General features: G+C 65.0%; 25 protein-coding genes and 3 tRNA genes. 20 read left to right on the forward strand and 8 right to left on the reverse strand.

All coding sequences use genetic code 11. From position 1 onward, the window contains the following. Positions 1–24 precede the first annotated feature (24 nt). The 3 genes from ACZK13_RS07015 to ACZK13_RS07025 form a co-directional block, all read right to left on the reverse strand. Entirely contained in the window at positions 25–1,026 is a 1,002-nt protein-coding gene (locus ACZK13_RS07015; protein ID WP_164079885.1) for a DUF2272 domain-containing protein, read from the reverse strand. Between the two features lie 75 nt (positions 1,027–1,101). Beyond that, on the reverse strand, positions 1,102–1,953 hold the full coding sequence (nadC, locus tag ACZK13_RS07020; RefSeq protein ID WP_049463565.1) for a carboxylating nicotinate-nucleotide diphosphorylase: 852 nt from the start codon (positions 1,951–1,953) through the stop codon (positions 1,102–1,104). After that, complete coding sequence (locus ACZK13_RS07025) at positions 1,950–2,219, reverse strand: Trm112 family protein (RefSeq protein WP_049455526.1); 270 nt, start codon at positions 2,217–2,219, stop codon at positions 1,950–1,952. The genes nadC and ACZK13_RS07025 overlap by 4 nt, the downstream gene beginning before the upstream one ends. A 58-nt stretch (positions 2,220–2,277) precedes the next feature. On the opposite strand from ACZK13_RS07025, the gene purE reads away from it, so the two are divergent. The 3 genes from purE to ACZK13_RS07040 all read left to right on the forward strand — a co-directional run bounded on the left by purE (position 2,278) and on the right by ACZK13_RS07040 (position 4,380). Further along, positions 2,278–2,781 carry a 5-(carboxyamino)imidazole ribonucleotide mutase gene (gene purE / locus ACZK13_RS07030; RefSeq protein ID WP_005412808.1) on the forward strand — a complete coding sequence of 168 codons (504 nt, stop codon included), beginning with the start codon at positions 2,278–2,280 and terminating at the stop codon, positions 2,779–2,781. Beyond that, on the forward strand, positions 2,778–3,926 hold the full coding sequence (locus ACZK13_RS07035; RefSeq protein WP_478482397.1) for a 5-(carboxyamino)imidazole ribonucleotide synthase: 1,149 nt from the start codon (positions 2,778–2,780) through the stop codon (positions 3,924–3,926). The genes purE and ACZK13_RS07035 overlap by 4 nt, the downstream gene beginning before the upstream one ends. 112 nt (positions 3,927–4,038) lie before the next feature. Beyond that, the gene (locus ACZK13_RS07040; protein ID WP_478482398.1) at positions 4,039–4,380 is read left to right on the forward strand and encodes a carboxymuconolactone decarboxylase family protein; all 342 of its coding nucleotides are present in this window, start codon (positions 4,039–4,041) and stop codon (positions 4,378–4,380) included. 114 nt (positions 4,381–4,494) lie between these two features. Here the strand turns inward: ACZK13_RS07040 and ACZK13_RS07045 are convergent, their stop codons facing one another. Beyond that, a complete protein-coding gene (locus ACZK13_RS07045; RefSeq protein ID WP_049423333.1) occupies positions 4,495–5,073 on the reverse strand; it encodes a superoxide dismutase in 579 nt (192 codons plus the stop codon). Between the two features lie 120 nt (positions 5,074–5,193). Here ACZK13_RS07045 and grxD point away from each other — a divergent pair, with 120 nt between their 5' ends. The 11 genes from grxD (at position 5,194) to ACZK13_RS07100 (ending at position 19,395) form a co-directional block, all read left to right on the forward strand. After that, positions 5,194–5,514: a Grx4 family monothiol glutaredoxin gene (gene grxD, locus ACZK13_RS07050; protein ID WP_005408852.1), complete on the forward strand. Its 321-nt coding sequence runs from the start codon at positions 5,194–5,196 to the stop codon at positions 5,512–5,514. Continuing rightward, on the forward strand, positions 5,511–6,287 hold the full coding sequence (locus ACZK13_RS07055; RefSeq protein ID WP_049399918.1) for an SDR family NAD(P)-dependent oxidoreductase: 777 nt from the start codon (positions 5,511–5,513) through the stop codon (positions 6,285–6,287). The genes grxD and ACZK13_RS07055 overlap by 4 nt, the downstream gene beginning before the upstream one ends. Positions 6,288–6,519: 232 nt before the next feature. After that, a complete protein-coding gene (locus tag ACZK13_RS07060) occupies positions 6,520–9,768 on the forward strand; it encodes a TonB-dependent receptor (protein WP_478482399.1) in 3,249 nt (1,082 codons plus the stop codon). A gap of 252 nt (positions 9,769–10,020) precedes the next feature. Continuing rightward, positions 10,021–11,409, forward strand: coding sequence for a nucleotide 5'-monophosphate nucleosidase PpnN (ppnN, locus tag ACZK13_RS07065; protein WP_010486098.1), 1,389 nt, complete (start codon positions 10,021–10,023; stop codon positions 11,407–11,409). Between the two features lie 161 nt (positions 11,410–11,570). Further along, the gene (locus ACZK13_RS07070) at positions 11,571–12,089 is read left to right on the forward strand and encodes a GspH/FimT family pseudopilin (RefSeq protein ID WP_197617145.1); all 519 of its coding nucleotides are present in this window, start codon (positions 11,571–11,573) and stop codon (positions 12,087–12,089) included. Continuing rightward, the gene (pilV, locus tag ACZK13_RS07075) at positions 12,086–12,553 is read left to right on the forward strand and encodes a type IV pilus modification protein PilV (RefSeq protein ID WP_253143288.1); all 468 of its coding nucleotides are present in this window, start codon (positions 12,086–12,088) and stop codon (positions 12,551–12,553) included. The genes ACZK13_RS07070 and pilV overlap by 4 nt, the downstream gene beginning before the upstream one ends. Before the next feature lie 56 nt (positions 12,554–12,609). Next, entirely contained in the window at positions 12,610–13,743 is a 1,134-nt protein-coding gene (locus ACZK13_RS07080) for a PilW family protein (RefSeq protein ID WP_049412604.1), read from the forward strand. Positions 13,744–13,750: 7 nt separating this feature from the next. Beyond that, positions 13,751–14,242: a pilus assembly PilX family protein gene (locus ACZK13_RS07085; RefSeq protein WP_029380064.1), complete on the forward strand. Its 492-nt coding sequence runs from the start codon at positions 13,751–13,753 to the stop codon at positions 14,240–14,242. Positions 14,243–14,382: 140 nt separating this feature from the next. Beyond that, positions 14,383–18,813 (forward strand): pilus assembly protein, encoded by a 4,431-nt coding sequence (locus ACZK13_RS07090; protein ID WP_478482400.1) that lies wholly within the window; start codon positions 14,383–14,385, stop codon positions 18,811–18,813. A gap of 23 nt (positions 18,814–18,836) precedes the next feature. Continuing rightward, the gene (locus ACZK13_RS07095) at positions 18,837–19,250 is read left to right on the forward strand and encodes a type IV pilin protein (protein WP_125893533.1); all 414 of its coding nucleotides are present in this window, start codon (positions 18,837–18,839) and stop codon (positions 19,248–19,250) included. 68 nt (positions 19,251–19,318) lie between these two features. After that, a tRNA-Asn gene (locus tag ACZK13_RS07100) sits at positions 19,319–19,395 on the forward strand. Positions 19,396–19,455: 60 nt separating this feature from the next. Here the strand turns inward: ACZK13_RS07100 and ACZK13_RS07105 are convergent. Further along, complete coding sequence (locus ACZK13_RS07105) at positions 19,456–20,016, reverse strand: GspH/FimT family pseudopilin (protein ID WP_253143284.1); 561 nt, start codon at positions 20,014–20,016, stop codon at positions 19,456–19,458. 92 nt (positions 20,017–20,108) lie between these two features. Here ACZK13_RS07105 and uvrB point away from each other — a divergent pair, with 92 nt between their 5' ends. From uvrB to ACZK13_RS07120, 3 genes are all read left to right on the forward strand, one after another. Then, the gene (uvrB, locus tag ACZK13_RS07110) at positions 20,109–22,133 is read left to right on the forward strand and encodes an excinuclease ABC subunit UvrB (protein WP_032128896.1); all 2,025 of its coding nucleotides are present in this window, start codon (positions 20,109–20,111) and stop codon (positions 22,131–22,133) included. Between the two features lie 107 nt (positions 22,134–22,240). Then, positions 22,241–22,315, forward strand: a tRNA-Val gene (locus ACZK13_RS07115). Positions 22,316–22,413: 98 nt separating this feature from the next. Then, a tRNA-Val gene (locus tag ACZK13_RS07120) sits at positions 22,414–22,488 on the forward strand. Between the two features lie 98 nt (positions 22,489–22,586). On the opposite strand, the gene ACZK13_RS07125 is transcribed toward ACZK13_RS07120, so the two are convergent. After that, on the reverse strand, positions 22,587–22,919 hold the full coding sequence (locus ACZK13_RS07125) for a hypothetical protein (protein ID WP_478482401.1): 333 nt from the start codon (positions 22,917–22,919) through the stop codon (positions 22,587–22,589). A 182-nt stretch (positions 22,920–23,101) separates the two neighbouring features. Here ACZK13_RS07125 and ACZK13_RS07130 point away from each other — a divergent pair, with 182 nt between their 5' ends. After that, positions 23,102–23,242, forward strand: a complete 141-nt coding sequence (locus ACZK13_RS07130; RefSeq protein WP_165929929.1) for a hypothetical protein — start codon at positions 23,102–23,104, stop codon at positions 23,240–23,242. Positions 23,243–23,286: 44 nt separating this feature from the next. Here ACZK13_RS07130 and ACZK13_RS07135 read toward each other — a convergent pair whose 3' ends face one another. Further along, the gene (locus ACZK13_RS07135) at positions 23,287–23,571 is read right to left on the reverse strand and encodes a hypothetical protein (protein ID WP_032128898.1); all 285 of its coding nucleotides are present in this window, start codon (positions 23,569–23,571) and stop codon (positions 23,287–23,289) included. Between the two features lie 30 nt (positions 23,572–23,601). After that, a complete protein-coding gene (locus tag ACZK13_RS07140; RefSeq protein ID WP_125893535.1) occupies positions 23,602–24,369 on the reverse strand; it encodes a MipA/OmpV family protein in 768 nt (255 codons plus the stop codon). Between the two features lie 145 nt (positions 24,370–24,514). Between ACZK13_RS07140 and ACZK13_RS07145 the strand changes: the two genes are divergently transcribed. Together ACZK13_RS07145 and ACZK13_RS07150 are read left to right on the forward strand one after the other, a co-directional pair. Beyond that, positions 24,515–25,186 carry a response regulator transcription factor gene (locus ACZK13_RS07145; RefSeq protein WP_032128900.1) on the forward strand — a complete coding sequence of 224 codons (672 nt, stop codon included), beginning with the start codon at positions 24,515–24,517 and terminating at the stop codon, positions 25,184–25,186. A gap of 1 nt (position 25,187) precedes the next feature. Then, positions 25,188–26,540, forward strand: coding sequence for a sensor histidine kinase (locus ACZK13_RS07150; protein WP_049399928.1), 1,353 nt, complete (start codon positions 25,188–25,190; stop codon positions 26,538–26,540). Positions 26,541–26,544 lie beyond the last annotated feature (4 nt).

A 26,544-nucleotide genomic window follows, 5' to 3' on the forward strand; every position in this document is an offset into this window, starting at 1 on the left:
CGAGCGCTGGATCAAGCGCTGGATTCACCGCCGCGGCTGCGGTTCGCTGGATACCGGTTGCGCGGGCACGATGACCGGTTGCGGTGTCGGGGCGGGCTGCATCGGCGTCGCAGTGGGCGAGGGCATCACCAGCGGTGATGTGGCGGTCAACTGCAGCAGTGCTGCCCAGTCCTGCCGGTTGAAGCTGCATTCGTCCTCGCGGCCCGGCGTGCAGCTGGGGTCGATGCCGGTGCTGTTGCGTTCGCGCGCGGGCGGCAGCTTGATCAGCCCGGTGCGGTCCAGCGGCAGCAGCCGCATCGCCACGGTGTTCATCACGTTGCCACCGACCAGGTACAGGGTCTGGTCGCCGCCAAGATTGGCCGCTACCACCACTTCGCAATGTGATTTCCAGTGGCCCACCGAGCCATTGCCCAGTGCCTGCACCAGCCCGCTGTAGCTGAGCGTGGTGCTGCGGTCGCGCAGGAAGCACAGCAGGTCGCCCGGTGCGGGTTTTGCGGACGCGGGATCGACCAACCGGTACGGCACGCCCGAGGGGCCGCCCTGGTACGCGGCACGGATGTAGTCGATGTGGCGTGGCGAGGTGTTGAAGCCAGGAACGCCGGACTGCACCATCACCCAGGAAATGAACGCGGCTGACCACGGGTTGTCGACCAGGAAGGCGCGGCAGTCGCTGTCGGTGTAGCGCGTACCCAGCGGTGCCAGGCAGCTGCTGGCGCCGGCGATGCTGCCCATTGCGTTGAGCGTGCCGCTGTTGCGCCAGTAGCCGGCCACGCGCTGCCAAGCGATCAGGCCGTTGTCGGCCAGGTGATCGCTTTCGGCCTCGGTGACACTGAGGCTGGCGGCGCGGCCATCGCGATCAATGAAGGGCCGGAACCACAGCCGGTGCTCGTTGCAGGCGGTATTGCGGATGGCCACCGCCAACGGGCTCAGGCCGAAGCGGGGCGGCACATCGCAGGCTTCGGCGGCCGCTGCGGACAAGGGGGCTGCGGCCAGCAGCAGGCAGGCAGGCAAGAGCATCCGGCGCATGCGCGGCTCCTGTGGGGGATGACCGCAGCGTCGCAGCGCTGTCGTGAACGCCGGGTGTGAGAACCGGGTCAGGCCTCAGCCCGGCGGCGGGCCCAGCTTCAGCGACAGATCAATCGCCTGCACGTGCTTGGTCAGGCCGCCAATGGAGATGCAGTCGACGCCGTCCTCGGCGATCGAACGCAGGCCACCCAGGCCCACGCTGCCGGACACTTCCAGCGGAATGCGGCCCGCCGTGATGCGCACCGCCTCGCGGCGCAGGTCGGGGCTGAAGTCATCCAGCAGGATGCGTTCGCAACCAGCTTCCAGCGCCTGGCGCAGCTGCGCAAGATCCTCGACCTCGACCACCAGCGGCAACCCAGGCCATTGCCGGCGTGCGGCAGCCACGGCTGCGGCCAGTGAACCGGCAGCGCGGATGTGGTTTTCCTTCAGCATCACCGTGTCGTACAGGCCGAAACGATGGTTCTCTCCACCGCCGCAGCGCACCGCGTACTTCTGCGCCAGGCGCAGGCCGGGCAGGGTCTTGCGGGTGTCGAGGATGCGCGTGCCGGTGCCGGCCACGGCCGCCACGTAGCGCGCGGTGGTCGTGGCGGTGCCGGACAGCGTCTGCAGGAAGTTCAGCGAAGTGCGCTCGGCGCTCACCAGGCTGCGGCTGCGCCCGTGCAGCAGCGCCAGTACGGTGCCGGCGGTGACCGTGTCGCCCTCGGAGACATGCCATTCGATGCGCACGTCCGGGTCGAGCGCGCGATGGGTGGCGTCGAACCAGGGGCGGCCGGCGATCACCCCGTCCTGCTTGCACAGCAGGTAGGCGCTGTCGGCCTGGTCGGGCAGCAGGGCGGCGGTGACGTCGCCGCTGCCCAGGTCCTCGGCCAGCGCACGCGCGACATCGGCGGCGACAACGGCCGCATCCGGCGTCGGCAGCGCGCTCATGCGGCCGGGAAGTCGGCGATCTGGGCGGTCGAGATGGCTTCCTCGGCCAGCAGCACCGGGATGCCGTCGTCAACGCGGAACACCTGCTTGCGGTCGCGGGTGACCAGCGCTTCGCGCAGCGGCTGCGCCAGCGGGTTGCCATCGGCCTTGTTCACCGCGCCGGCGGAAATGGCCTTGTTGAGGGCTTCCAGGCCCTTGCCATCCAGCAGGGACAGGGGCTGGCGGGTGTCCGGTGACACCAGCAGGTCGAGCAGCTTGCGATCCATGGTTCTTCGTCTTGCGTGGAAGATGGCTAGAATACGTCTTTAAGGCAGGTGACGGCCAATGACCCCCAACCCGATCGCGCCGCTTGTCGGCATCGTCATGGGTTCCCGTTCCGACTGGGAAACCATGCAGCACGCCGCCCAGAAGCTTGAAGCTCTGGGTGTTCCGTTCGAAGTGAAGGTAGTGTCCGCGCATCGGACGCCGGATGTGTTGTTCAGTTACGCCGAGCAGGCGGGCCCGCGTGGCCTGCGCGCGATCATCGCCGGTGCCGGCGGGGCCGCGCACCTGCCGGGCATGATCGCCGCCAAGACCGCCGTGCCGGTGCTGGGCGTGCCGGTGCAGTCCAAGGCCCTCAACGGCATGGATTCGCTGCTGTCGATCGTGCAGATGCCAGCCGGCATCCCGGTCGCCACCTTCGCCATCGGCAATGCCGGCGCCTCCAACGCCGCGCTGTTCGCCGCCGCAATGCTGGCCAGTGACCAGCCGGCGATCGGCCAGGCGCTCGACGCGTTCCGCGCACGCCAGACCGAAGACGTGATGGCCCACGACGATCCACGCCAATGAGCCTGACCGTAGGCATCCTGGGTGGCGGCCAGCTCGCCCGCATGATGGTACTGGCCGGTGCGCCGCTGGGATTGCGCTTCGAACTGTACGACCCCGCAGCCGACGCCTGCAGCGGCCCGCTGGCGCCGCTCACCGTCGGTGCCTTCGATGACCGTCAGGCGCTGGCGGATTTCGCGGCCAAGGTCGACGTGGTCACGTTCGATTTCGAGAACGTGCCGGCCGACAGCGCGCAGTTCCTGGCCGACCGCGTGCCGGTCTACCCGCCGCCGGCCGCACTGGCCGTGGCCCAGGACCGGTTGAGCGAGAAGACCTTGTTCCAGCAGCTGGGCATTCCGCTGCCGGCCTTCGCTGACATCCGCAGCCGTGACGAGTTGGCGGCGAAGGCTGCCGAGTTCGGTCTGCCGTGCATCCTCAAGACCCGCCGCCTCGGTTACGACGGCAAGGGTCAGTTCCGCCTGCGCAGCGAGGCCGACATCGATGCCGCATGGGATGCGCTGGGTGCGCAGGTCGAGCGTACTGGTCTGATCCTGGAGGGCTTCGTGGCCTTCCAGCGGGAGGTCAGCGTGGTTGCCGTGCGTGGCCGCGATGGCAGCTTCGAGGCCTGGCCGGTCACCGGCAACTGGCACGTCGACGGCGTGCTGTCGGCCAGCGTGGCGCCGGCCGTGTTGTCGGCCGCCGAGCACGAGGCCGCGATCGGCTATGCCCGTCGCGTCGCCGAGCACCTGCAGTATGTCGGCGTGTTCGCGCTGGAGCTGTTCTGCCGCGATGGCGAGCTGTTGGCCAACGAGATGGCGCCGCGCGTGCACAACTCCGGCCACTGGACCATCGAAGGCAGCGAGACCTCGCAGTTCGAGAATCACCTGCGCGCCGTGCTGGGCCTGCCGCTGGGCAGCACCCGCATGCTAGGCCATGCCTGCATGCTGAACTGGCTGGGCGCGATGCCGGACCCGGCGCCGGTGCTGGCCCAGGCCAGCGGCCACTGGCACGACTACGGCAAGGAGTCGCGTGAGGGCCGCAAGGTCGGTCATGCCACGCTGCGCGATGATGCTGCTGATGCACTGGCCGATGCACTGGACCAGGTGGGTCTGGAGCTGGGTCGCCAGGCCCAGGTGGCGCCGGCGGTACACGCGCTGCGCAACCGCTGAACCCGGTAGTGCCGGCCGCTGGCCGGCAATGCAACGATGTGGCGCGCCGGTGCAGGCATCGGCGCAACATTCCCGGTGGTAGCGTGGAGCTCCTTTCACAGGAGTCACGACCATGCTCGACTGGAATGCCTACCGCAAGGAACTGAAGGGCCGCATCGGCGAGATCGGCAAGCTCTCGCCGGATACGGTCACGGGCTATGCCACCCTCGCCAATGCCGGCGCGCAGACCAACCACCTGGATGCCAAGACCCGCGAGCTGATCGCGCTGGCCGTGGCAGTGACCACCCGCTGCGACGGCTGCATCACCGTGCATGTGGATGCAGCGCTGAAGCACGGCGCCAGCCGCGAGGAAATCGCCGAGGCGCTGGGCGTGGCAGTGTCGCTCAATGCAGGCGCCGCGCTGGTGTACTCGGCACGGGTGATGGACGCGGTGGCCGCGCACGAGAGCGCGTGAAGCTCCGTACTGTTTCCCGGTAGTGCCGGCCGCTGGCGGGCAGATCGGGTATGTCCGTGCGCGTATGGGGATGCCGGCCAGCGGCCGGCACTACCCCGTGGCGGAGCCGCTGCCTCAGCGCAGCTGGCTTTCGGCGAATTCCCAGTTGACCATCTGCCAGAACGCGTCCAGGTAGCGCGCGCGATCATTCTGGTAGTCCGTGTAGTAGGCGTGCTCCCAGACGTCGCAGCACAGCAGTGGGGTGCTTTCGCCGGTCAATGGCGTGCCGGCGTTTCGGGTGGCCTGCAGGCCCAGCTGCCCGCCCGGATGCTGCACCAGCCACACCCAGCCCGAGCCGAACAGGCCCAGTGCGGTGCGGTTGAATTCCTCGCGCAGGCGCTGCACGTCGCCGAACTGGCGCTTGACCAGCTCGCCCAGCCGCCCCTGCGGCTCACCGCCGCCGCGCGGGCGCAGGCACTGCCAGTAGAAGCCATGGTTCCAGGCCTGTGCGGCGGCATCGAACAGCGTGCCCTGGGCGTGGCGGACGATCTCTTCCAGTGACGCTTCCTCCCACTCGGTGCCGAGGATGCCGGCGTTGACGGCATCCACGTAGGCGCGATGGTGGCGGCCGTGATGCAGTTCCACGGTCTGTGCGGACAGGTGCGGCTGCAGGGAGCCGGGAAGGTAGGGCAGGGCAGGCAATTCGACAGGCATGGACAGGTTCGTGGCCAGGGGGCGGCGGCAGCCGGTTCCATCCGCTTACAATGGCGGCTACCGTGGGCAGTCTAGCCGACCATCACGGTCGGTTTGTCCGGCGAAGCAAGGAGTGTGGTTGTGGCGGTAATGCAGCAAATCCAGGCCGAGGTCGATCGTTACCCGCTCGTGCTGTTCATGAAGGGCACCCCGCAATACCCGATGTGCGGCTTCTCCAGCCGCGCCGTACAGGCATTGATGGCGGCCGGCGCGGTCACCCTGCGCACCGTCAACGTGCTGGAAGAGCCCGAGATCCGCGCCAACCTGCCGCGCTTTTCCAACCTGCCGACCTTCCCGCAGCTGTTCATCAACGGTGAATTGATCGGCGGCTGTGACATCGTGCTGGAGCTGTTCGAAGCCGGCGAGCTCAAGCGCATCGTCGAAGAGGCGACCCAGGGATGAGTGCCTGGCCATCGACGTCACCGACCGACGGGGCGCTCGATGGCCGCCCGTTGCAGGATCGCGTGGTACTGGTCGCCGGTGCCGGTGGTGGGCTGGGCAGTGCTGCGGCAGTGGCTGCTGCAGCCGCTGGGGCCACCGTGGTCCTGCTGGGCCGCAAGCCGCGGCGCCTGGACCGTGTCTACGCCCAGGTCCAGGCGGTCGGCCCGGAACCCCTGCTGTACCCGTTGGACCTGGAAGGCGCAGGCCCCGACGACTATGCCGAGCTGGCCCAGGCCCTGCAGCGCGAGCTGGGGCGGCTGGACGGCCTGCTGGTCTGTGCCGCCCACTTCCCGGGCCTGACCCCGTTCGAGCTGGCTGACCCAGCCAGTTTCGCCCGCGCGGTGCACGTTACCTTGACCGCGCCGGCCTGGCTGGCCCAGGCCTGCCTGCCACTGCTGCGGCAGCGCGAAGATGCGGCGCTGGTGTTTGCGGTCGATGCCCCCGACCGGGTCGGGCAGGCTTACTGGGGCGGTTACGGTGTGGCCCAGCATGGCCTGCGTGGCCTGATCGCCAGCCTGCACGACGAACTCGGCCGCAGCCCGGTACGGGTCAGTGGCCTGTACCCCGGCCCGCTGCGCACAGCCCTGCGGGCCCGGGCGTATTCCGTCGACCAGGACCCGGCCGCCCAAGGCCCGGAGGCCGCCGCCGCTGCGGCCGTGACCCTGTTGTCCGGTGCTGGCGCCACCTGGCGCGGCCGGATTCTCGATGCCAGCGGGGCGTCCCCGGCCGAGTGAGTGCTAGGGAAAGGCGGAGTGAAGAACCCGTCACGATTGCGTTGCGATCGGGTGCCGTTTGTCGCACAACCGTCACATTGATGGCGTAGCGTGTTAATCTAGTGTTAACCGTTGTGGCTTCCTTCAGCCAAGCGGTAGGGAACCCCAGATAAATGTCCGACCAGCCACCCGCAGGGCTGTTTGGATGCGCTTTTTTTCCGCCATCGCCAACTCGCATCGAGGCTACCGAAAAATGACCCACCCACTCCGGATGTCCAAGCTCACCCTTGGTCTCGTGGCTGCGCTCGCCGCCGCTCCCGCCTTCGCCCAGAGCACCTCTGCCGGTGTCGGCGGCCAGGTGATGTCCGCCGCAGGCCAGCCTGTGGTCGGCGCTGAAGTCACCATCACCCACACCGAGTCGGGCACCGTTTCGCGTGCCACCACTGATGCGTCGGGTCGCTACAACGCGCGCGGCCTGCGCGTGGGTGGCCCGTACACCATCACCATCACCAAGTCCGGTGAAGGCACCAAGACCGAAGAGGGTGTCTTCCTGAACCTGAACCAGGTCAACACGGTCAACGCCAATCTGGGCGGTGACCTGGCCGCGACCAACCTGGACGCCGTGAACGTTGTCGCCACCGCCGGCGGCCTGGACCTGTTCAGCGCCACCAAGATGGGCAGCGGCACCAACGTGACGCGCGAAACGATGGACGCGCTGCCGTCGGCCAACCGCAACATCCAGGACTACATCCGCCTGGATCCGCGCATCTCGCAGGTCAGCAAGGCTGACGGTGCGATCTCGGCCGGCGGCCAGAACACCCGTTACAACGCCATCCGCATCGACGGCATCAGCGCCTCCGATCCGTTCGGCCTGGGCTCCAACAACCTGCCGACCGAGCGTCAGCCGGTGTCGATGGACGCCATCCAGGAAATCAACATTGACCTGGCCAACTACGACACCACCATCGCTGGTGGTACCGGTGCGGTGATCAACGCCGTGACCAAGTCGGGTACCAATGAGTTCCACGGCACCGTGTACGGTTCGTACCGCGACAAGGACATGGTCCGTTCGCGCCTGGAAGGTGATCGTACGGACTTCAACGGCTTCAAGGACGAGAAGACCTACGGCATGACCTTCGGCGGCCCGATCGTCAAGGACAAGCTGTTCTTCTTCACCAACTACGAGAAGTATGAGCGCAGCGGCGGCGGTGTCAGCCTGAGCGAAAGCCCGTACAACAAGGATCCGGCGAAGGGGGGCATCAGCGATGCCGACATCTCGGTCGTGCAGAAGCGCATGGCGGAACTGGGTCATCCGGTGGGTAGCGTCAGCGACCTGAACAACAAGACCGAGATCGAAGAGTACGCGGTCAAGCTGGACTGGAACATCAACGAGAACCACCGTGCGGCCCTGCGCTACAACAAGATGAAGCAGGACGTCGTCCGCTTCCCGCAGGTCAGCAGCAGCGCACTCTCGCTGAGCGATTTCTGGTACACCCAACCGACCCAGTACGAAACCTGGATGGGTGAGTTGTTCAGCGACTGGTCCGAGAACTTCTCGACCGAGTTCAAGATCTCGCACAAGGACTACTCGTCCAACCGCGTCGCTGCCTCGCACCTGCCGCAGATGCGCGTCCGTTTCGGCAACAACTCGCTGTACCTGGGTACCGAGCAGAACACCCACACCAACCTGGTCGAGTCGAAGGAACTGAGCGCCTTCGGTGCCGGTACCTGGTACGTCGGTGACCACACCATCAAGTTCGGTTTCGATTACACCGACAACGACCTGATGAACTTCTACGGCCGCAACCTGTACGGCGCGTATGACTTCCGTGACCTGGCCTCGTTCCTGAAGGGCACCGCGAACGGCTACCAGCTGCGCGTTCCGCGTCCGGGCGGCAGCCTGGATGACATTCCGGCCAAGTTCCATCTGAAGAACACCGGTCTGTTCATCCAGGATACCTGGGCGGTCAACTACAACCTGAGCCTGATGTTCGGCGTCCGCGTGGACATCCCGGACTTCACCAGCCAGACCAAGTACAACGCCGACATCCAGACGCTGTATGGTTACAACAACACCAAGCTGGTGGACAAGAGCCTGATCCAGCCGCGTGTCGGCTTCAACTACACCTTCGACAGCGATCGCCCGACCCAGCTGCGAGGCGGCGTGGGCCTGTTCGGCGGCGCTGCCCCGAACGTGTGGCTGGCAGGTGCTTACCAGAACACCGGCCTGAACTACGTCGAGTACAACGTTCCGGGTAATCCGGGTGGCTTCAGCGTCGATGCCGACAATCCGTTCATTCCGGACCCGTCGCGTATCGTTGCGCGCCAGAACGTCGACATCATCAACCCGGGCACCCGCCTGCCGTCGGTATGGAAGGCCAACCTGGCCTTCGATCACGAACTGCCGTGGTACGGCATCGTGGCGTCGGCCGAACTGCTGTTCACCAAGGTCAAGGATGGCCTGTACTTCGAGCGCCTGGACCTGACCAATGGCAAGGGCAATGGCCCGACCTACGTGTCGGCACAGGATGGTCGTGAGATCTACTGGAACGACAAGGGTCTGAACCAGGCCAACAGCAAGATCGACAGCCGCAGCGGCGACAACCTGGGCATGGAGAACGGCACCAATGGCGTGCTGAACCGCAACTACCGCCCGAACAACATCGGCGACGTGCTGCTCCTGCGCAATACCGACAAGGGCCGTGGCAGCCAGGCGACCTTCTCGCTGGCCAAGCCGCTGACCGAGAACTGGGGCTGGTCGCTGGGTTACACCTACACCCAGTCGAAGGAAGTGAGCCCGCTGACCAGCTCGCAGAACACCTCGAACTGGAACAACACCCAGATCCTGAACGCCAACGAGAACATCGCGTACAACTCGCGCTATGCGATCAAGGATCGTGTCACCGGTACCCTGGAGTGGAAGCACAACTTCTTCGGTGACAACGCCACCCGCGTCGGTCTGTTCTATGAAGGCCGTTCGGGCCGTCCGTACAGCTACGTGTTCTACAACGATGCCAACGGCGACAGCGCAATCGGCAACGACCTGTTCTACGTGCCGAAGGGCCCGGGCGACGTGATCTTCGTGGGTGGTGCAACCATGGAGCAGAAGTTCTTCGACTGGCTGGCGCAGAATCCGGAACTCGATGCTTACCGTGGCAGCACGGTGCCGGCCAACCAGCACCGCGCCAAGTGGGTCAACAGCTTCGATGTCCGCATCAGCCAGGAGTTCCCGGGCTTCGCGAAGACCCACAAGGGTGAGATCGCGCTGGACATCATGAATGTCGGCAACCTGCTCAACAAGAAGTGGGGCCTGATCGACGACTACGGCTTCTACGCCACCCGTCGCGTGGGCAACTTCGCAGGTATCGATCCGGCCACCGGCAAGTACGTGTACTCGTTCACCGGTGCGGATGATTCCTCGGTGCAGGAAAACAACAACGACAAGGGCAACACCGCCGTGTCGCGCTGGTCGATGCAGCTGACCGTGAAGTACAAGTTCTGATCCATCAGAGCCTGAAGCAGTAAGTGAAAACGGCCGGGGAAACCCGGCCGTTTTCCGTTCATGCGAAAGTCCTTGCAGGTCACCTGGCATCGGCGTAGCATCCAGAAATGTGCGCGGTGCCAACGCCGCCGATGCGGTCCCGGAAAGGCGAACGCGGGAAGCACACATCCAACGGTCGGGCTTCCCGGCCGTTTTGCTTTTTAAGGGGGCGGCAGTACAGTCGGAAACCTTGAAGGAAGCGAAAAATTGGACATGACCACGAACGAAAAATCAGCCCGTGCACTGCCGGTGCAGGATGCGCGGATCTACCCGCGCGGTGGGCTGGATGTGCTGTCGCGGGCCGAAGTGGCCCGCCTGCGCGATGCGTCTGCCGGCGGTATGCACGAGCTACTGCGCCGCTGCGCGCTGGCCGTGCTGACCAGCGGAAGCGCCTCTGACGATCCGCGCGCGGCGCGCGATCTGTATCCCGATTTCGACATCCAGGTGGCGCAGCAGGATCGCGGCGTGCGCATCGACCTGGTCAATGCACCGGCGATGGCCTTCGTCGATGGCGAGATCATCCGCGGCGTCGCCGAACTGCTGTTCGCCGTGGTGCGTGACCTGGCCTACATGGCCATCGAGATGGGCCCGGCCTACGCGGCCGAGCTGGAGTCGTCCGAGGGCATCACCAACGCGGTGTTCGGCCTGCTGCGCAACGCACGCATCCTCAACCCGGGCGACCCGAACCTGGTGGTGTGCTGGGGCGGCCACTCGATCTCGCGCGACGAATACCTGTACACCAAGCAGGTGGGTTACGAGCTGGGCCTGCGCGGCCTGGACATCTGCACCGGCTGCGGCCCGGGCGCGATGAAGGGCCCGATGAAGGGCGCCACCATTGCCCACGCCAAGCAGCGCCGCACCGTGACGCGCTACATCGGCCTGACCGAGCCGGGCATCATCGCGGCCGAGTCGCCGAACCCGATCGTCAACCACCTGGTGATCATGCCGGACATCGAGAAGCGCCTTGAGGCCTTCGTCCGCATCGGCCACGGCATCATCGTGTTCGCCGGTGGCGTCGGCACCGCCGAGGAAATCCTGTACCTGCTCGGCATCCTGCTGCGTGAGGAAAACAAGGACCTGCCGTTCCCGCTGATCCTGACCGGCCCGACGGTGGCAGCGCCGTACTTCGAGCAGATCGATCGCTTCATCCGCCTGACCCTGGGCGATGCAGCCGCCGAGCGCTACGAGATCGTCATCGGCGACCCGGTGGCGGTGGCAAAGAAGATGGCCAACGGCATCAAGCGCGTGCGTGAGCACCGCCTGGCACAGAAGGACTCGTTCTTCTTCAACTGGTCGATCGAGATTCCGTGGGAGTACCAGCAGCCGTTCGTGCCGACCCACGAGGCAATGGCCGCGCTGGACCTGCACCACGGACGTGCCCCGCACGCGCTGGCGGCCGACCTGCGCCGGGCGTTCTCGGGCATCGTTGCCGGCAACGTGAAGGAAGACGGCATGCGCCGCATCGAGCAGTTCGGGCCGTTCCAGATCCACGGTGACCCGGACATGATGCAGGCCCTGGACGCGCTGCTGCGCGCCTTCGTCGAACAGCGCCGGATGAAGATCTCCGGCGAATACCAGCCCTGCTACCAGGTGCTGGCCTGAGCCTGCGCCGGCGCGATGGGGATCGCGCCGGGACAGGCAGGGGAGGGCGGGCCGTCAAGGCGTTGACGCCCGTCGCCCCGGAATGACCGTTCATCCTGCCGCCGCTTGCCGGTGGCAGGGCGATGGCCCATCGTGGCCATCAACACGCTGGGGAGCGTCCAATGTCTTTGCGCCGGCAAAACGGCTTTACGCTGGTTGAGTTGATGGTCACGATCATGGTCCTGGCCGTGCTCGCCACGATCGCTTTTCCCAGTTTCCAGAGCACGCTGCGATCCAATCGCATCGCTACCGCGAGCAACGAGCTGATCGCTTCACTGGCCTTGGCACGTAGCGAGGCGGTAAAGAACCGTCGCGGTGCGGGTGTCTGTGCGTCGTCTGCGGGCAGTACATGTGATGGCAAAAGCTGGGCTGACGGCTGGCTGGTCTGGGCGGACACCAATGGGGATGGTGCGCTGAGCGCTGGGGAGACCGTGCTCCGCTACAGCGCCGGCCGACCTGGACTGACTACGATCGGGACGCCGGATCTGTCCGTGGGTTTTGACCCGCGTGGCCGCAACCGCGCCAATGCGTCGCTGGACCTGACCCTGCGCCCGGACACCTGCGGCAAGCAACCGCTGCAACGAACGTTACGCATTTCGCCGACCGGACAGGTCCGGCTGTTGAAGGAGGATTGCAAGTGAGTGCGTCCCGATCCCGTTCCCCGCGCGGCGTGCAAGGGGGCTTCAGCCTGATCGAAGTGCTGATCGCCATTCTCGTGCTTGGCGTTGGCCTGCTCGGTTTCGCGCTGATGCAGACCATGAACGTACGCTTCGTCCAGAGTGCCAACTACCGCACCCAGGCGACCAATCTGACCTACGAGATGCTGGACCAGCTGCGGGTGAATCGGAAGATGGCGCCGGTCTATGTCGGCGACTATACCGCCACCACGTCCAGCAAGAACTGCTTACCTCCCACCGGCAAGGACATCAGCAAAGACGCCTTCACCCTGGATTGGAGGTGCCGCCTGGGCAAGGCGCTGGGCGACGGCGCTACGGGGAAAGTAACCCGGAACGGTGATCAGTACTCGGTCAGCGTGAGCTGGGGGGATGAGCGCTGGAATGCCGATGCCGGTGACACCACGTTCACTGCCAGGAGCGGCTTGTGATGCGCGCCTCATGCTCTTCATCCCGACACATGTCGGGTCTTTCCATGGTTGAGCTGATGATCGCACTGGCCATTGGTGTGATCGTCATGCTCGGCGTGGTGCAGGTGTTTGCAGCATCGAGGGCGGCCTACCAGCTGTCCGATGGCCTGGCGCGGGTGCAGGAAAACAGTCGCTTCGCGATGGATGCCCTGCAACGCGAACTTCGCATGGCCGGGCATTTCGGCTGTGTCAATGACCAGGGGCGAAATACACCGGACAATGCCTCGCTGTTCAGTACCTTCGCAACGGCTCCGCATCCGGCGCTGGACTTCCAGACGTCGATCCAGGGCTTTGAAGCTACCGGAACCGCGCCGGGAGCGGCGGTTACCCTGACAGCCACACCCGCAACCGGCGGAACCGACTACAAGCCCGCGCTGCCTGCCGAGTTTGCTGCGGCCATGCCCAACCGAGTCAATGGCAGCGACATCGTGGTGCTGCGTTACCTGATGCCGGATGGTGTGCCGATCACCGCCATTGGCGGCGTTCCAGGCAAGCCGATTTTCAGTTTTGACAAAGCGCGCCTTGCGGTACTGCAGAGTGGTGTCTCCAACCCGGGGCTGTATGGTGCGGCCGACTGCGCCAGCGTCACGATCTTCCAGGCGCGCGCGGTGGACAAGGGCGCCGGCACCGTCACCTTTGGGGATGCGCCGAACAATGCAGGGAACTTCACCCGTCCGGTCACCACCGGTCAGGCGATGCTGCACCGTGCAGAAAGCGCGCTGTACTACATCGGCTATGACGCCGCCATTGCCCGTTCTTCGTTGTATCGCGTGCGCTTCACCGCCATCCCCAATGGCGCGCTGGTGGCCAATGCGCCGGAGGCACTGGTGGAGGGCGTAGAAAACATGCAGTTGTTGTATGGCCAGGACCGCGGGCTTACCGACGTTTATCCAACCGGTTTCATTGATCGCCAGGGCACTGCCGAAACGGTGCAGGGGTCTACCAATCCGGCCGCGAATGGTTGGCGTCGTGTCGGCGCCGTGCAGCTGGGGATGGTGATGTCCAGTCCGGATCCATCGGCGGCGCCGCAGGCCGACCAGAACGCTGCGCTCACTTCGCTGGGCGTGACGTTCACGGCGCCGGCAGACGGTCGCATGCGCGCTGTCTATCAAACCACCATCGCCCTTCGCAACCGCCTCTTTGGCAACTGAGGCTCGCATGTACACACGCCCGCGTCTTCCTTCCTTCACAGCACGCCGGCAGCAGCGAGGCGCTGTGCTGTATGTCGCCCTGATCATGTTGATCCTGCTGGCTCTTATCGGCATCGCCGGCATGCAGGTTACCGGTATGCAGGAGCGCATGGCGGCCAACTACCTGCGTTCCAATCAGGCCTTCCAGAACGCCGAAGCCGACGTGCGTACCCAGGAGGCGGCCATCAAGACAGCCATCGAAAGCGGCGGCGTTTTCGAGGCCAACCAGGAAGAATGCAGTCCGGTATTCGACCCGGCAACCTGGGCCGATGGCAAGACTGCGGCTGCGGCAATCCATACCCGGCGCCTTGATAAGTGCGTGATGGGCGGCGGAGGGACCGGCCTCGGGGGCCGGAAGAACGAAGAGACCGAAAACATCTACCAGATCACCGTCCTGGCCAGTGACGATCCGGCCAATCCATCTTCCAGCGCTGTCATCGATACGATCTTCATTCCATGAACACTTCGCGCCGCTTCTCCCGCATCGTCTCGACTCCCTGGCTGCGCGCGGGCGCTGCCGTTGCCGTGCTGGCTGGGGTGGGGGCGTTGGTCTACCCGCTGTTCGCTGCGCTTGGCGACTACGACATCGCGCAGGAGCCGTTGTACAGCAAGAAGACCCAGCCGCCGCTGATGATGATGGTGATGTCGCGCGACGAGCAGCTGTTCAACAAGGCCTACAGCGATTACAGCGACCTGGATGAGGATGGCACCCTCGACACCACATACCAGGACAAGTTCGATTACTCCGGTTACTTCGATTCCAACCTCTGCTATTCCTACGCCAGCGGCCAGTTCAAGGCCAGTGCACAGGCCGGCGGCACCTGGAAGCACAGCTGCGGTGGAAGCTGGTCCGGCAATTTCCTGAACTGGGCAACGATGAGTCGCCTGGACGTGATGCGCTACGTGCTGTACGGCGGCCATCGCATCACCGACAGCGCCGCCAGCACCGTGCTGGAGCGCGCGCAGATCCCCAACGATCTGCACGCGTGGGTAAAGGTATACAGCGGCAGTGATATCAACAGTTTCACCCCGTACAAGACCACCATGTCCTTCTGCAACGCCACCATCGAATCCGGTGGTGCACCGCTGATGCGCGCTGCGTCGGGCAACTGGGGCGAGTGGGCGGCCACCGCCAGCCGCCAGTGCATCACCGGCCGAAGCGATGAAGGCAAGGCTGATTCACCTGGCTCTGCCACCAACTTCAACGTCCGGGTTGAGGTCTGCGCCAGTGGCAGCGGAGCTTTCCCGGAGGCGTTCTGCCGCAAGTACAACGATGGCACAAGGGACTATCTGAAACCGGCTGGGCTGCTGCAGTCGTATGGCGAAAGCGGCCGTCTTCGCTTCGGTCTGGTCACGGGTACCTATGTCAATCCGCGCGATGGTGGCGTGGTGCGGCGGAACATCGGAAAGATCGCAGGTAACGGCACCGGATTCTGTGCGGCCGGCGACGAAATCAACCTGTCCAACGGTCAGTTCTGTAACAGCTTGTCCGGTGGTGCGGAAGGCATCATCAATACCATCTCCAACTTCCGTATCGACCAGTGGAACTGGAGCAATAACTGGAATGACTGCAACGACTACAGCATCCTCAACCGACAGGGCTTCGGTGACAGAGGTAATCTGACCGATCCGGGCAATGCCTCGAAGAAGTGCAGTGCCTGGGGCAATCCCCTGGCCGAGATGTATGCCGAAGCTGTGCGCTACATCAAGGGTGAAACCAAGGGCATCTACAGTGCGTCCGGGGACCTGAGCGGGCTGCCCAATGCGGTTGCCTGGAAGGATCCCTACCGCTCCCCGAACGATGGCGGCAACTCCTACTGCGCCACCTGCAACATCCTGGTGATGTCCTCAGGCCTGCCGTCGTTCGATAGCGACAACATCGGGTCGATCAATGGCCTGGCACCTGCGGCGTCGGCAACGGATGCGATCGGCAATCTTGAAGGCATTACTGGTGGCAGTTACATGGCTGGCCGCGTCGGCCTGACCGAGCGCTATGCCTCGATCAATACCCATGAGGACATCTGTCGCGCGGCCAAGGTTACTGGCCTGTCGCTGGTGCGTGGCATCTGCCCGGATGTGCCTTCCACGGAAGGCAGCTACCTGATGGCGGGCTTGTCAAAGGCCGCGGCCGAGACCGACCTTCGTCCGGGCGTGCAGAACAAGCCGGATACCTACAAGCTCACTGCGACCACCTATACCGTGGCCATGGCTGAGAGCCTGCCCAAGTTCGAGATTCCGGTGGGCAACGGCAAGATCACCCTGGCCCCACTGTGCCAGGCCAACAATACCGGTACGGCAAAAATCACCAGCAATGGCTGGCGCAGTTGCTTCCTCGGTTCTGTTGGTATCGGCACCAAACAGTCTACGGTCTCGCCGAATTTCGTCTATGGACGAACTTATCGCGCAGACGGCAAGGCTGGCAGTTTCTCGCTGGTATGGGAAGACTCGTTGTGGGGCAATGACCACGACAACGACGTGGTCTCCATGCTCAGCTACTGCGTGGGCGCTACCTGCAACGACGGCGACAATACGAATTTCCGCAACATCTGCTGGCGCTCCAGCAGTGCGGAGTGCAGCAACAATGCTGTACGCAATACCGTGGGCAGCGATGAGGTGCTGGTCCGCATTGAGAATCTTTCTGCCTATGCCGGCAACGCGATGCTCACCGGCTACACGATCGTGGGTTCGAACGCGGCCGACAACGTGCAGCGACTGGTACTGCGGCCCGGCGACAAGAACGGTTCGGTGCTGACGACCACCTCGGCTCCTCCGGCAGAATGGACAGGTGCCATTGTCCTGCGCTACCGCCTGGGAAGCGGCCAGGCCAATCAGTTGGAGAGCCCGCTGTGGTACGCCGCCAAGTATGGCGTGCCGGCTGGCAAGAAATGGGACAGCAAGGTGCCTGGCGTGCCGGACAACTATTTCCTGGCGCGCAATCCGGCCAAGCTGAAGTCTGCGCTGGAGTCGATCTTCGACAGTGCTGCCGCGGGCGAGGCGCCGGTGGGGGGCAGCGCGACTGGCGCCCGGGTCAACGCAGGTTCCTTCACCGTCTCGGCGCACTACACGGTACCGTCGGGATCCAATGACTGGACTGGCGATCTCATCGCCCGTCAGACCCTCTCCAATGGCGAAGTCGGCCCTGAGCTGTGGCGGGCGTCGACCAGGATGAGCGCTTCGGGCCGCAATATCGTGGTGTCGACTGCGCCGACTTTTGTGAACAAGTCCAATCAGTTGATTCCTGTAGCAGCGGCAGATTTCACTGCGGACAACATTCCCGGCCGCGACCGCGCCGAGAAACTGGGCAACCTTGGGCTCAATACCGTTCCCAACTGGTTCGGTTCGCATACGGTTGCCGATCTCGTCAGCTATCTGCGTGGTTCACCGGTCAGCGGGTTCCGTCCGCGCAGTGTACTGCTCGGCGACATCGTCAATTCCAGCGTCGAGATTGTTTCCACCCGGGATGACTACGGCTATACATCCTGGAAGGAGCAGGGCGGGATAGGCTGGAAGACCACACTCGGTACCCGCTACAAGGCCTATCTGACATCGAAGACTGCGTCTGGCGGCCCGCCCTCAATGGTCTATGTCGGGGCCAACGACGGCATGCTGCACGGATTCAATGCCGGCACCGGAACCGCGGCCGGCACTGAACAGTTCGCCTACATTCCCTCCACGTCGCTGCAGCACATGGCCGAACTGGCCAACCCTGCCTATGGCCATCGCTACTACGTTGACGGCGGACTGACGGCATCCGACGTCCACTACGGCGAGGCGTGGCATACGGTACTGGTAGGGACCACCGGCGGTGGCGGTGCCACGCGCGGCCCGTCCGCCACGGCAGTCGGTAACGGCTCGGTGTTTGCGCTGGATATCAGCAATCCAACGGCGTTCAACAGCGGCAACGTGCTGTGGGAGATTTCCGGCAAGACCGAATCGGACATGGGCTTCGCGTTCGGCAAGCCGGTGGTGGTGCCTGTCGCTGGCACTGATCCGAACGGCGCGCCGCGATTTGTTGCACTGTTCGGTAACGGCGTCAATTCGAGTACGGGCCGTCCTGTGTTGTATGTGGTCGACATCCAGAGCGGTGAGGTACTCAAGCGCCTGTATCCGAGCGGGGGCAAGTACGCGATCGCCAATGGCCTCAACCACGTCACAGCGGTGGCACTGCACAACAGCAGCAGCCTGGCCGATACCGTGTACGGTGGTGACATGCAGGGCAACATTTGGCGCTTCGATCTGCGGGGGGGCGACCCCACGGCATGGAATGTGTCGCTCAGCGGTACACCACTGTTCACCGCCATGCGCAGCGCGGTGGCGCAACCGATCACAGGAGCGATCCAGACGTCTGCGGGGCCGGGTGGGGGCGTCAGCCTGTTCTTCGGTACCGGTCGTTATTTCACCGCCGATGACAACGCCGTTACCCGCAATTCACCTGTGCAGACGCTGTACGGAATATGGGACAACCTCAGCGACGCGATCTCCAGCCGCGACGTGCTGGTGGGGCAGTCGATCAGTGCCAATGGTGCAGCATTCCGCGACATATCCAGCAACGCGGTGGACTATTCAACAAAGCGTGGCTGGTACGTTGATCTGATCGTGGATACCACGGTGGAGGGTGAGCGCTTCTTTGGATATCCGACGTTGCAGGGTGGCACCGTGATGTTCACCACGTATGTGCCTGGACAGTCCGTCTGCGGTACAGGTGGTGGCGTCAACTGGCGCTATCGGCTGAACATGGCCACCGGCCAGCCCGCGATGGGCGGCCTCACCGACGAAGTGGGGGGGGATCCGCTGTGTGGCGCGAATTGTGGCGCCGGGGCGTTGACTCGCGGCGGCGACGTCGCGACGGGGGCTCCTGTGCTGGATACACAAGTCAGTACATCGATGCGCAAGGGCTGCGACCCCAGCGATCCGAAGTGCTCGGTCGATGGTTCGATTGACCGGTGCATCGTGACGCTGAACACTCCGGGCGCGGATACTGCATACGGCCAGCGTGCCTGCGGTCGCCAGTCCTGGCGCCAGATCCGCTGATGACCATGAACATGAGAGCGCCGATGCACACATCCTCAACCCGCCGCTTTGCAGCCGGTTTCACCCTGATCGAGCTGATGATCACCGTAGCCGTGATCGCCGTCCTGGCGGCCGTGGCCCTGCCGTCCTATCAGCGGCATGTGCTGAAGACCAACCGGGCCCTGGCCAAGGCCGATCTGGTCGAGATCGCACAGCTGCTCGAGCGCTACCATACGGTGCAGAACAGCTATGACGGTTTCTCACTGCCGTTCAACCAGTCGCCGCGACAGGGCAACAAGCGCTACACGCTGTCCCTGAACGGTAAGGCCACGGCCAGCACCTACACGCTGCAGGCGGTGCCGGAAACCGGCCAGGACAAGGATGTGTGCGGCACGCTGACGCTGGATCAGGCCGGACGCAAGACGCCGGACAAGAAGACCAATGCGGAGTGCTGGTAACGGTTGGGCATCGCACCTGCAAAAAGGGCTTGCGCTGGCCGCCAAACGCTGGCTAAAATGCGCACCCCGCCCGAATAGCTCAGCCGGTTAGAGCACTTGACTGTTAATCAGGGGGTCGTTGGTTCGAGTCCAACTTCGGGCGCCAGATTCGAAAAAGCCGCGAGAAATCGCGGCTTTTTTCGTTTCCACGATGGCATTGCAGGTTTCAGCAGGGGGTGGACCTGCGCGGGCGCTGGCTCCTGACCCGTCCGGGGACGCTGATGATGACGCGGCTGTGCTCCTGTCCATCCACGCACAACACGATGGACTGGTTGGTACCGGCATTGCGGCCGTCGGGCCGGAACCGCACGTCGGGCCGATGATCGCTGGTGCGCAGGTCGACATGACGCTGGCGTGTCCTGTGCACGCGCAGTTCCCTTGCGGCGGCGGTCGCGCTGTTGGCCGGTTCGACCTGCACCCGCCAGCCCTGGCTCCATGCCTGGTCACACATCATGCCGTCCGACGATCCGCAGACCGTCACGCGGCGGCGTTCGGTGATGGCGGCGCTGCGCGCCATCGACAGGCTGGCGACCAGTTCGGCGCGCAGCGCTTCCGCCTGGAAGTGCCGCAGCGTGCGTTGCCAGGGGCCCCAGGCCAACGCCAGCAGGACCGACAGCACCATGACGGCGACCAGCAGCTCGATCAGATGGAGCCCGCGGTGGAGCCGGACAGGGCGAAGACGATGAGGCATGCCTCCAGCCTCGACGTACGCCGGGGCATTCACCATCAGCCAACGCCGCGCTCACCTGCCCGGAAACCCCTCAGCGGGCCGTCACTCCATGCCCCGTATACTCATCACTCCCGGGAACTGGCACCACCATGAGCGACCGTTTTGAACTCGTCTCGCCGTATTCGCCGGCGGGCGACCAGCCTGATGCCATCGCGAAGCTGACCAGCAACTTCGAAGCGGGCATCGCCAAGCAGACCCTGCTGGGCGTCACCGGCTCGGGCAAGACCTACACCATCGCCAACGTCATCCAGAACGTGCAGAAGCCGACGCTGATCATGGCGCCGAACAAGACGCTGGCGGCGCAGCTGTATGGTGAGTTCAAGGCGTTCTTCCCGCACAACGCGGTGGAGTACTTCGTCAGCTACTACGACTACTACCAACCGGAAGCCTACGTGCCATCGTCGGACACCTTCATCGAGAAGGACAGTTCGATCAACGAGCACATCGAGCAGATGCGGCTGGCGGCGACCAAGACCCTGCTGTCGCGCCCGGACGCGATCGTGGTGGCGACGGTGTCCGCGATCTATGGCCTGGGCGCGCCGGAAGACTACCTGTCGCTGCGCCTGATCCTGTCCAAGGGCGAGCGCATCGACCAGCGCGACCTGATCAACCACCTCACCCAGCTGCAGTACACGCGCAACGAATACGAGCTGCAGCGCGGTACCTTCCGCGTGCGTGGCGAAGTCATCGACGTGTTCCCGGCCGAGTCGGACAGCGAGGCGCTGCGCCTGGAGCTGTTTGATGGCGAGGTCGAGAAGATCACGTTGTTCGATCCGCTCACCGGCGAGACGCTGCGCAACATGCAGCGCTTCACGGTCTACCCGAAGACCCATTACGCCACCACGCGCGAGCGTGTGCTGGCGGCGATCGAGACGATCAAGGTCGAGCTGAAGGAGCGCCTGGAGCAGCTGTACGCGCAGAACAAGCTGGTGGAGGCGCAGCGCCTGGCGCAGCGCACCCAGTTCGATCTGGAAATGATGGCCGAGGTCGGCTACTGCAACGGCATCGAGAACTACTCCCGGCACCTGACCGGCAAGAACGCCGGCGAACCGCCGCCGACATTGTTCGACTACCTGCCGGCCGACGCGCTGCTGGTGATCGACGAATCGCACGTGACCATTCCGCAGATCGGTGCCATGTTCAAGGGCGACCGTTCGCGCAAGGAGACGCTGGTCGAGTTCGGGTTCCGGCTGCCCTCGGCGCTGGACAACCGGCCGCTGCGCTTCGAGGAGTGGGAAGAGCGCTGCCCGCGCAGCATCTATGTGTCGGCCACGCCAGGCCCCTATGAGTACCGCGAAGCCGGTGACGAGATCACTGAACTGGTCGTACGCCCCACCGGCCTGATCGACCCGGTGGTGGAGATCCGCCCGGTGGGCACCCAGGTTGACGACCTGATGAGCGAGGCCAACGCGCGCATCAAGGCCGGTGACCGTGTGCTGGTCACGACGCTGACCAAGCGCATGGCCGAAAATCTCACCGAATACCTGACCGAGCACGGCATCCGCGTGCGCTACCTGCACTCGGACGTGGACACGGTCGAGCGCGTGGAGATCATCCGCGACCTGCGCCTGGGCAAGTTCGATGTGCTGGTGGGCATCAACCTGCTGCGCGAGGGCCTGGACATGCCCGAGGTGTCCCTGGTGGCGATCCTGGATGCCGACAAGGAGGGCTTCCTGCGCTCGACCGGCTCGCTGATCCAGACCATCGGCCGTGCCGCCCGCAACGTGCGTGGCAAGGCGATCCTGTATGCGGACAAGATCACCCGCTCGATGCAGGCAGCGATCGACGAGACCGACCGCCGTCGCGCCAAGCAGGTCGAGTACAACGAGCAGCACGGCATCGTGCCGCGCTCGGTGGCGCGTCCGATCACCGACGTGCTGGAAGGTGCGCGCTCCGATGCGGCCGAGAAGGAAGCAAAGAAGGGCAAGGGCAAGGGCAGGCCCGGCGTTGCCGAGGAGGGGAGTGACTATCGATCGCTCAGCCCGGCCCAGCTGGCGTCCCGTCTCAAGGCGCTGGAGCAGCAGATGTACCAGCACGCCAAGGACCTGGAATTCGAGGATGCCGCCCGCGTGCGTGACCAGATCCGGCAGCTGAAGGAAGCGAGTCTGGGCTGAACGCGGCAGTGCAGCATCTTCTTCACAAAAGTGTTGCGCTTCACGGCCGGCATCCGTAATATACGCGGCCTGCACCGACGCAATCGCGGACGTTCAGAAGCAAAATCGGGCGGTTAGCTCAGCGGTAGAGCACTACCTTGACATGGTAGGGGTCACAGGTTCGAACCCTGTACCGCCCACCACGAAGTCCCTGGAAGGGGGCTGTCGTGAACTGCAAAGCCCGGCCCTGGCGCCGGGTTTTTACGTAGCAAGGCCAGCTTTCGGGCGGCAAGAACAAGATGGGCGGTTAGCTCAGCGGTAGAGCACTACCTTGACATGGTAGGGGTCACAGGTTCGAACCCTGTACCGCCCACCACCTGGCTCCCGGCATTGCCGGTGCAGCGGTGGATCACGACGGAAGCCGGCCTTGTGCCGGTTTTTCTCGTTTCAGGCATCGATCACGGTTCCACATGGTCAGCGTTGCACGACCAGGTCTTCGACGCTGATCATCCGCTGCAGCTTCCAGTGACCGTCCACGCGCTCCCAGAGCTGGGCGACGCGAACCGTCGCACCACGCGTGGGCTGGGCAACGCCGGGTTCGTGTTGCAGGGGCTGGTTGGCCAGCCTCAGGACCCGGTCCTGGCGCAGCCGGTAAAGCAGCAGGGAGGGCGAACCGCAATCCTGTCGTACGACGTCCGGCTGCTGGGTTTTGGCAAGCAGGATCTGGCTGCGAAGGGCCTCTTCAGTGGGCCCGTTGCCAGCGCCGAACAGGCTGGAGAGCAGCAGCATCAGGGCAAGCATCGGCATGGCACGGTGCTCCAGCGGGAAAGTGCACGCAGGCTGGCATGACATGTGGGGTGCTGCAGCCGGCCTGCGACGAAGGCCGGAATTGAACCGCCAAAGACGGCCGGGGGGCGATGAATCCGGGCCGTGCAGGCGTAGACTCCGGTCTACCGCGCAATCGCGCCGTCACTGCAAGGAGCTGCCGCATGAGTGATCACGTTCCGGTTTCCCGGCCCAATCCCATCATCGAACTGCTGTTCGGCGGCAACATGCTGGAGGGTACCTTCAAGGCGGTGATCTGGGTGGCCCTGCTGGCGGCAGTGCTGGCGTGGACCACGTTCCGCTGAGTCTTCCCGCTGCCTGCGGCACCGGCGGCGTCGCTGGCCTGCGCTCAGGCGCTGAAGGCCTGGCGCAGGCTGCGCAGCGTGGCCTGGCGATGTTCCTTTGCGGTCGCTTCGCCCATCTCCAGTTCCTGCAGGCGCAATCCCACCAGCGTCATCGACAACGCGTAGCCGCGTGCCGCATCGGCAGCACGCGAAAGGCCCAGTGCGCGGCGCGTCAGCGCGTTCACGTGTTCCAGGTCGGGCAGCAGCCCCAGGTAGACGCGCTCGGCGCTGTCCAGGTCGGGGGCACGCAGGATCGCGTGCGCTTCAGCAGCAGGGGAGACGGAGGCCATGGGGGGTCCTTGTCCGTTGCGGGCGCTCGATCAGAACGAGCGCATCAGAGAAACGAAGGCCGACGTCTGTGTACCGCGACGGGCCATCGGGCTGTCCTTTACTGCATCGCCGAACCACTGGTTGGCGACGACGCCGGTCGCGCGCCACTTCGTGCCCAAGGGCGTGCTGACTGCGATCTGCAGGCTCGGTGATGTCGCGCTGCCCGGGTTGTAGGCGGCAAGTCCCGAGCGCAGCGCTTCTTCGTCGGTGATGCCGTAGTAGTAGTCGAGCAGGCGCGCACTGGAGTGCACCACGCCGACCTTGGGCACCCAGGTGAAGCGACCGGCCTGGATCGGATAGCTGTAGTGCAGGCGCGACTCCATGCCACCTCCGTGCCCGGTGACCTCGCGCATCACGCCGGCCTCGACGATGCCCCAGTCGGCGCTGTACTCACCGTTGATGCCGGCCATGGCCGACATCTGCCGGCTGTGCAGGCGGCGCAGCTGCGGGTCGTTCACGTCGTCGGTCTTGAAGCGCAGCGTGTAGGGCGTGACTGCCGCCGACAGGCGCAGGCCCTCGCGCTTGTACAGGTACATGCCCAGCGAGCCCGGGCTGGCGAAGAAGCGCTCGCCCTGCCAGGCAATGGACGGTACGACCAGCGGCTTGACGTCGTAGTGGGCGTACGCCCCCGAGGTCGCGCCGGCACTGATACCGGCCTGCACGCCCGGGTTCCGGTCGGCGGCGTGGGTGATCAACGGCAGGCCGATGGCAGCGGAGAACAGCAACGGGCGCAGCAGGGTCGGGGACAGCGACGGCATCGATCAACCACTTTGCGGGGGATGGCTGTGCATGGTGCGGGTACAACATTGTCAGAACATTGCGCCTTCGCAACTGGCACACGAAGACGCCCAAACCTGGCGCCAGGCACTATGATCGGCACCGTTTCCGGTAGCCGAGCCCCTGATGCGCATTCTCCTGGTCGAAGACGATCCCGATCTGTCCCGAGCCCTGCAGTCGGGCCTGGAGCGGCAGGGCGTGGTAGCCGACGTGGTCGGCAGCCTGGCCGAAGCCGCGGTTGCGCTGCGCGAGCCGGTACACCAGCTGATGTTGCTGGACCGCCAGCTGCCCGATGGCGATGGCGTGGCTTTCGTCGCCACCGCACGCGCGCTGCGCCCGAACCTGGCGGTGATCATGCTGACGGCCAAGGGCAGGTTGTCAGACAAGGTCGAGGGCCTGGATGTCGGTGCCGACGACTACCTGGTGAAGCCGGTGGCGATCGAGGAGCTGATGGCGCGGATCCGTGCTGTCTCGCGGCGGCCCTCGGCCATGGTGACACCGAGCCTGCATCTGGGCCGGCTGGAATTCGACTTCGAATCGCTGCAGGCACAGGTGGAGGGCCAACCGCTGGCGCTGCCGCGGCGCCAGGTGCTGGTACTGCAGGCACTGGCGATGCGCCAGGGGCGCACGGTCACCCGCACGGCACTGGAGGCCGCGGTGTACGGCTTCGACGATGAGATCCAGTCCAATGCGCTCGATGCGCACATTTCCAAGCTGCGCAAGGCGCTGCAGCAGGCCGGGGCGGGCGTTGAAATCCATGTGATCCGGGGCGTCGGCTACCTGCTGGCGGAGGCCTGAGATGGCGCGTCCGACACGTCCGATCCGTTCCATCACGCTGGGGTTGGCCTGGCGGTTGTTCCTGGCGCAGGCCTTCACCGTGCTGTTCGCCGTTGTTGCGCTGATCCTGACCTGGGGCGACAAGGACACCTGGGGCATGGACATGTTCATGGCTGAAGCCGTGGCCAAGGCCGTGCACAGTGAAGGCGGGCGGTTGGTGCTGGACCAGGCGCGCTGGAACAAGCTCGACGCCGAGGCCGGGGGCAACCTCTGGTTCGCGGCGGTCGACGACAAGGGTGTCTGGCTGGAACGCGGCACGATTCCGGCGATCCACGCCCCGCTGCTCGCGCGCCTGCCGACGCTGGGTGCCACCGAACTCGGCTCGCTGGTGCCGCCGTACCTGGACGTGGCGCGGGTGATGATCCGCAAGGAAGATGGTCGCCGCATCACGGTGATGGTGGGTGGGGCGCCGAAGGGCGGGTTGCTGGACGGTGCGCTGATGGTGCTGCGCCTGATCGGGCTGTGGTTTTTCCTGCCGCTGATCGTGATCACGCTGCTGGTCATGCCGACCGTGATCCACCGCGCGATGCGCGGCGTGCGCCGCTCCGCACAACAGGCCAAGGAGCTGGATATCGGCCAGCCGGGGGCGCGTCTGGATGCGCAGCTGGTGTCGACCGAGGTCGCACCGCTGGTGGAAGCCTTCAACGACGCGATCGACAAGGTGCAGCAGGGGTATGCCGCGCGTGACAAGTTCCTCGCCGATGCCGCGCACGAACTGCGGGTGCCGATTGCAGTAGTGCAGGCGCGCCTGTCGCAGTTGCCGCAGGGCGAGCTGAAGTCGCAGCTGCTGACCGACGTTGCGCGGCTCGGTAACGTTGCCGAGCACCTGCTTGACCTGCAGCGACTTGATCGTAATGTCGGCGCACTGCAGCGGCTGGATCTGGCGTTGCTGGTGCGCGAAGCGGCCGCCGATCTGGCGCCGCTGGTGGTGGGGGCCGGTTACGGCTTCGAAGTGGATGCACCCGAGATGCCAGTGTGGATCCATGGCGACAGCCTGGCGCTGGGGCGGGTGATCGCCAACCTGGTGCACAACGCCATCGTCCACGGCGGCGGACGCGGCACCATCTGCGTGCGCCTGGATGCACGTGGCCTGCTGGAGGTCAGCGACCAGGGCGCCGGCATTCCGGTGGGCGACCGTGAAGCGATCTTCGAGCCGTTCCATCGTCTGCGCGCAGCGGGTAGCGGCAGTGGCCTGGGCTTGCATCTGGTGAAGGAAATCGTGCAGCACCATGGCGGATCGGTCAGCGTCGGCGAGGCGGCCGGTGGTGGCGCCAGTTTCCGTGTCAACTTCCATCGCGGCACCGTCCGGCGCTGACAGC

The sequence above is a fragment of the Stenotrophomonas sp. 99219_Sma genome (genome assembly GCF_056480785.1).

What these genes read in the sequence shown, in the direction of transcription:
- ACZK13_RS07015 (WP_164079885.1), bottom strand. Translation starts at nt 1,026, where the DNA reads ATGCGCCGGATGCTCTTGCCTGCCTGCCTGCTGCTGGCCGCAGCCCCC.
- nadC (WP_049463565.1), bottom strand. Translation starts at nt 1,953, where the DNA reads ATGAGCGCGCTGCCGACGCCGGATGCGGCCGTTGTCGCCGCCGATGTC.
- ACZK13_RS07025 (WP_049455526.1), bottom strand. Translation starts at nt 2,219, where the DNA reads ATGGATCGCAAGCTGCTCGACCTGCTGGTGTCACCGGACACCCGCCAG.
- purE (WP_005412808.1), top strand. Translation starts at nt 2,278, where the DNA reads ATGACCCCCAACCCGATCGCGCCGCTTGTCGGCATCGTCATGGGTTCC.
- ACZK13_RS07035 (WP_478482397.1), top strand. Translation starts at nt 2,778, where the DNA reads ATGAGCCTGACCGTAGGCATCCTGGGTGGCGGCCAGCTCGCCCGCATG.
- ACZK13_RS07040 (WP_478482398.1), top strand. Translation starts at nt 4,039, where the DNA reads ATGCTCGACTGGAATGCCTACCGCAAGGAACTGAAGGGCCGCATCGGC.
- ACZK13_RS07045 (WP_049423333.1), bottom strand. Translation starts at nt 5,073, where the DNA reads ATGCCTGTCGAATTGCCTGCCCTGCCCTACCTTCCCGGCTCCCTGCAG.
- ACZK13_RS07055 (WP_049399918.1), top strand. Translation starts at nt 5,511, where the DNA reads ATGAGTGCCTGGCCATCGACGTCACCGACCGACGGGGCGCTCGATGGC.
- ACZK13_RS07060 (WP_478482399.1), top strand. Translation starts at nt 6,520, where the DNA reads ATGACCCACCCACTCCGGATGTCCAAGCTCACCCTTGGTCTCGTGGCT.
- ppnN (WP_010486098.1), top strand. Translation starts at nt 10,021, where the DNA reads ATGACCACGAACGAAAAATCAGCCCGTGCACTGCCGGTGCAGGATGCG.
- ACZK13_RS07070 (WP_197617145.1), top strand. Translation starts at nt 11,571, where the DNA reads ATGTCTTTGCGCCGGCAAAACGGCTTTACGCTGGTTGAGTTGATGGTC.
- ACZK13_RS07080 (WP_049412604.1), top strand. Translation starts at nt 12,610, where the DNA reads ATGATCGCACTGGCCATTGGTGTGATCGTCATGCTCGGCGTGGTGCAG.
- ACZK13_RS07085 (WP_029380064.1), top strand. Translation starts at nt 13,751, where the DNA reads ATGTACACACGCCCGCGTCTTCCTTCCTTCACAGCACGCCGGCAGCAG.
- ACZK13_RS07095 (WP_125893533.1), top strand. Translation starts at nt 18,837, where the DNA reads ATGCACACATCCTCAACCCGCCGCTTTGCAGCCGGTTTCACCCTGATC.
- ACZK13_RS07105 (WP_253143284.1), bottom strand. Translation starts at nt 20,016, where the DNA reads ATGGTGAATGCCCCGGCGTACGTCGAGGCTGGAGGCATGCCTCATCGT.
- uvrB (WP_032128896.1), top strand. Translation starts at nt 20,109, where the DNA reads ATGAGCGACCGTTTTGAACTCGTCTCGCCGTATTCGCCGGCGGGCGAC.
- ACZK13_RS07125 (WP_478482401.1), bottom strand. Translation starts at nt 22,919, where the DNA reads ATGCCGATGCTTGCCCTGATGCTGCTGCTCTCCAGCCTGTTCGGCGCT.
- ACZK13_RS07130 (WP_165929929.1), top strand. Translation starts at nt 23,102, where the DNA reads ATGAGTGATCACGTTCCGGTTTCCCGGCCCAATCCCATCATCGAACTG.
- ACZK13_RS07135 (WP_032128898.1), bottom strand. Translation starts at nt 23,571, where the DNA reads ATGGCCTCCGTCTCCCCTGCTGCTGAAGCGCACGCGATCCTGCGTGCC.
- ACZK13_RS07140 (WP_125893535.1), bottom strand. Translation starts at nt 24,369, where the DNA reads ATGCCGTCGCTGTCCCCGACCCTGCTGCGCCCGTTGCTGTTCTCCGCT.
- ACZK13_RS07145 (WP_032128900.1), top strand. Translation starts at nt 24,515, where the DNA reads ATGCGCATTCTCCTGGTCGAAGACGATCCCGATCTGTCCCGAGCCCTG.
- ACZK13_RS07150 (WP_049399928.1), top strand. Translation starts at nt 25,188, where the DNA reads ATGGCGCGTCCGACACGTCCGATCCGTTCCATCACGCTGGGGTTGGCC.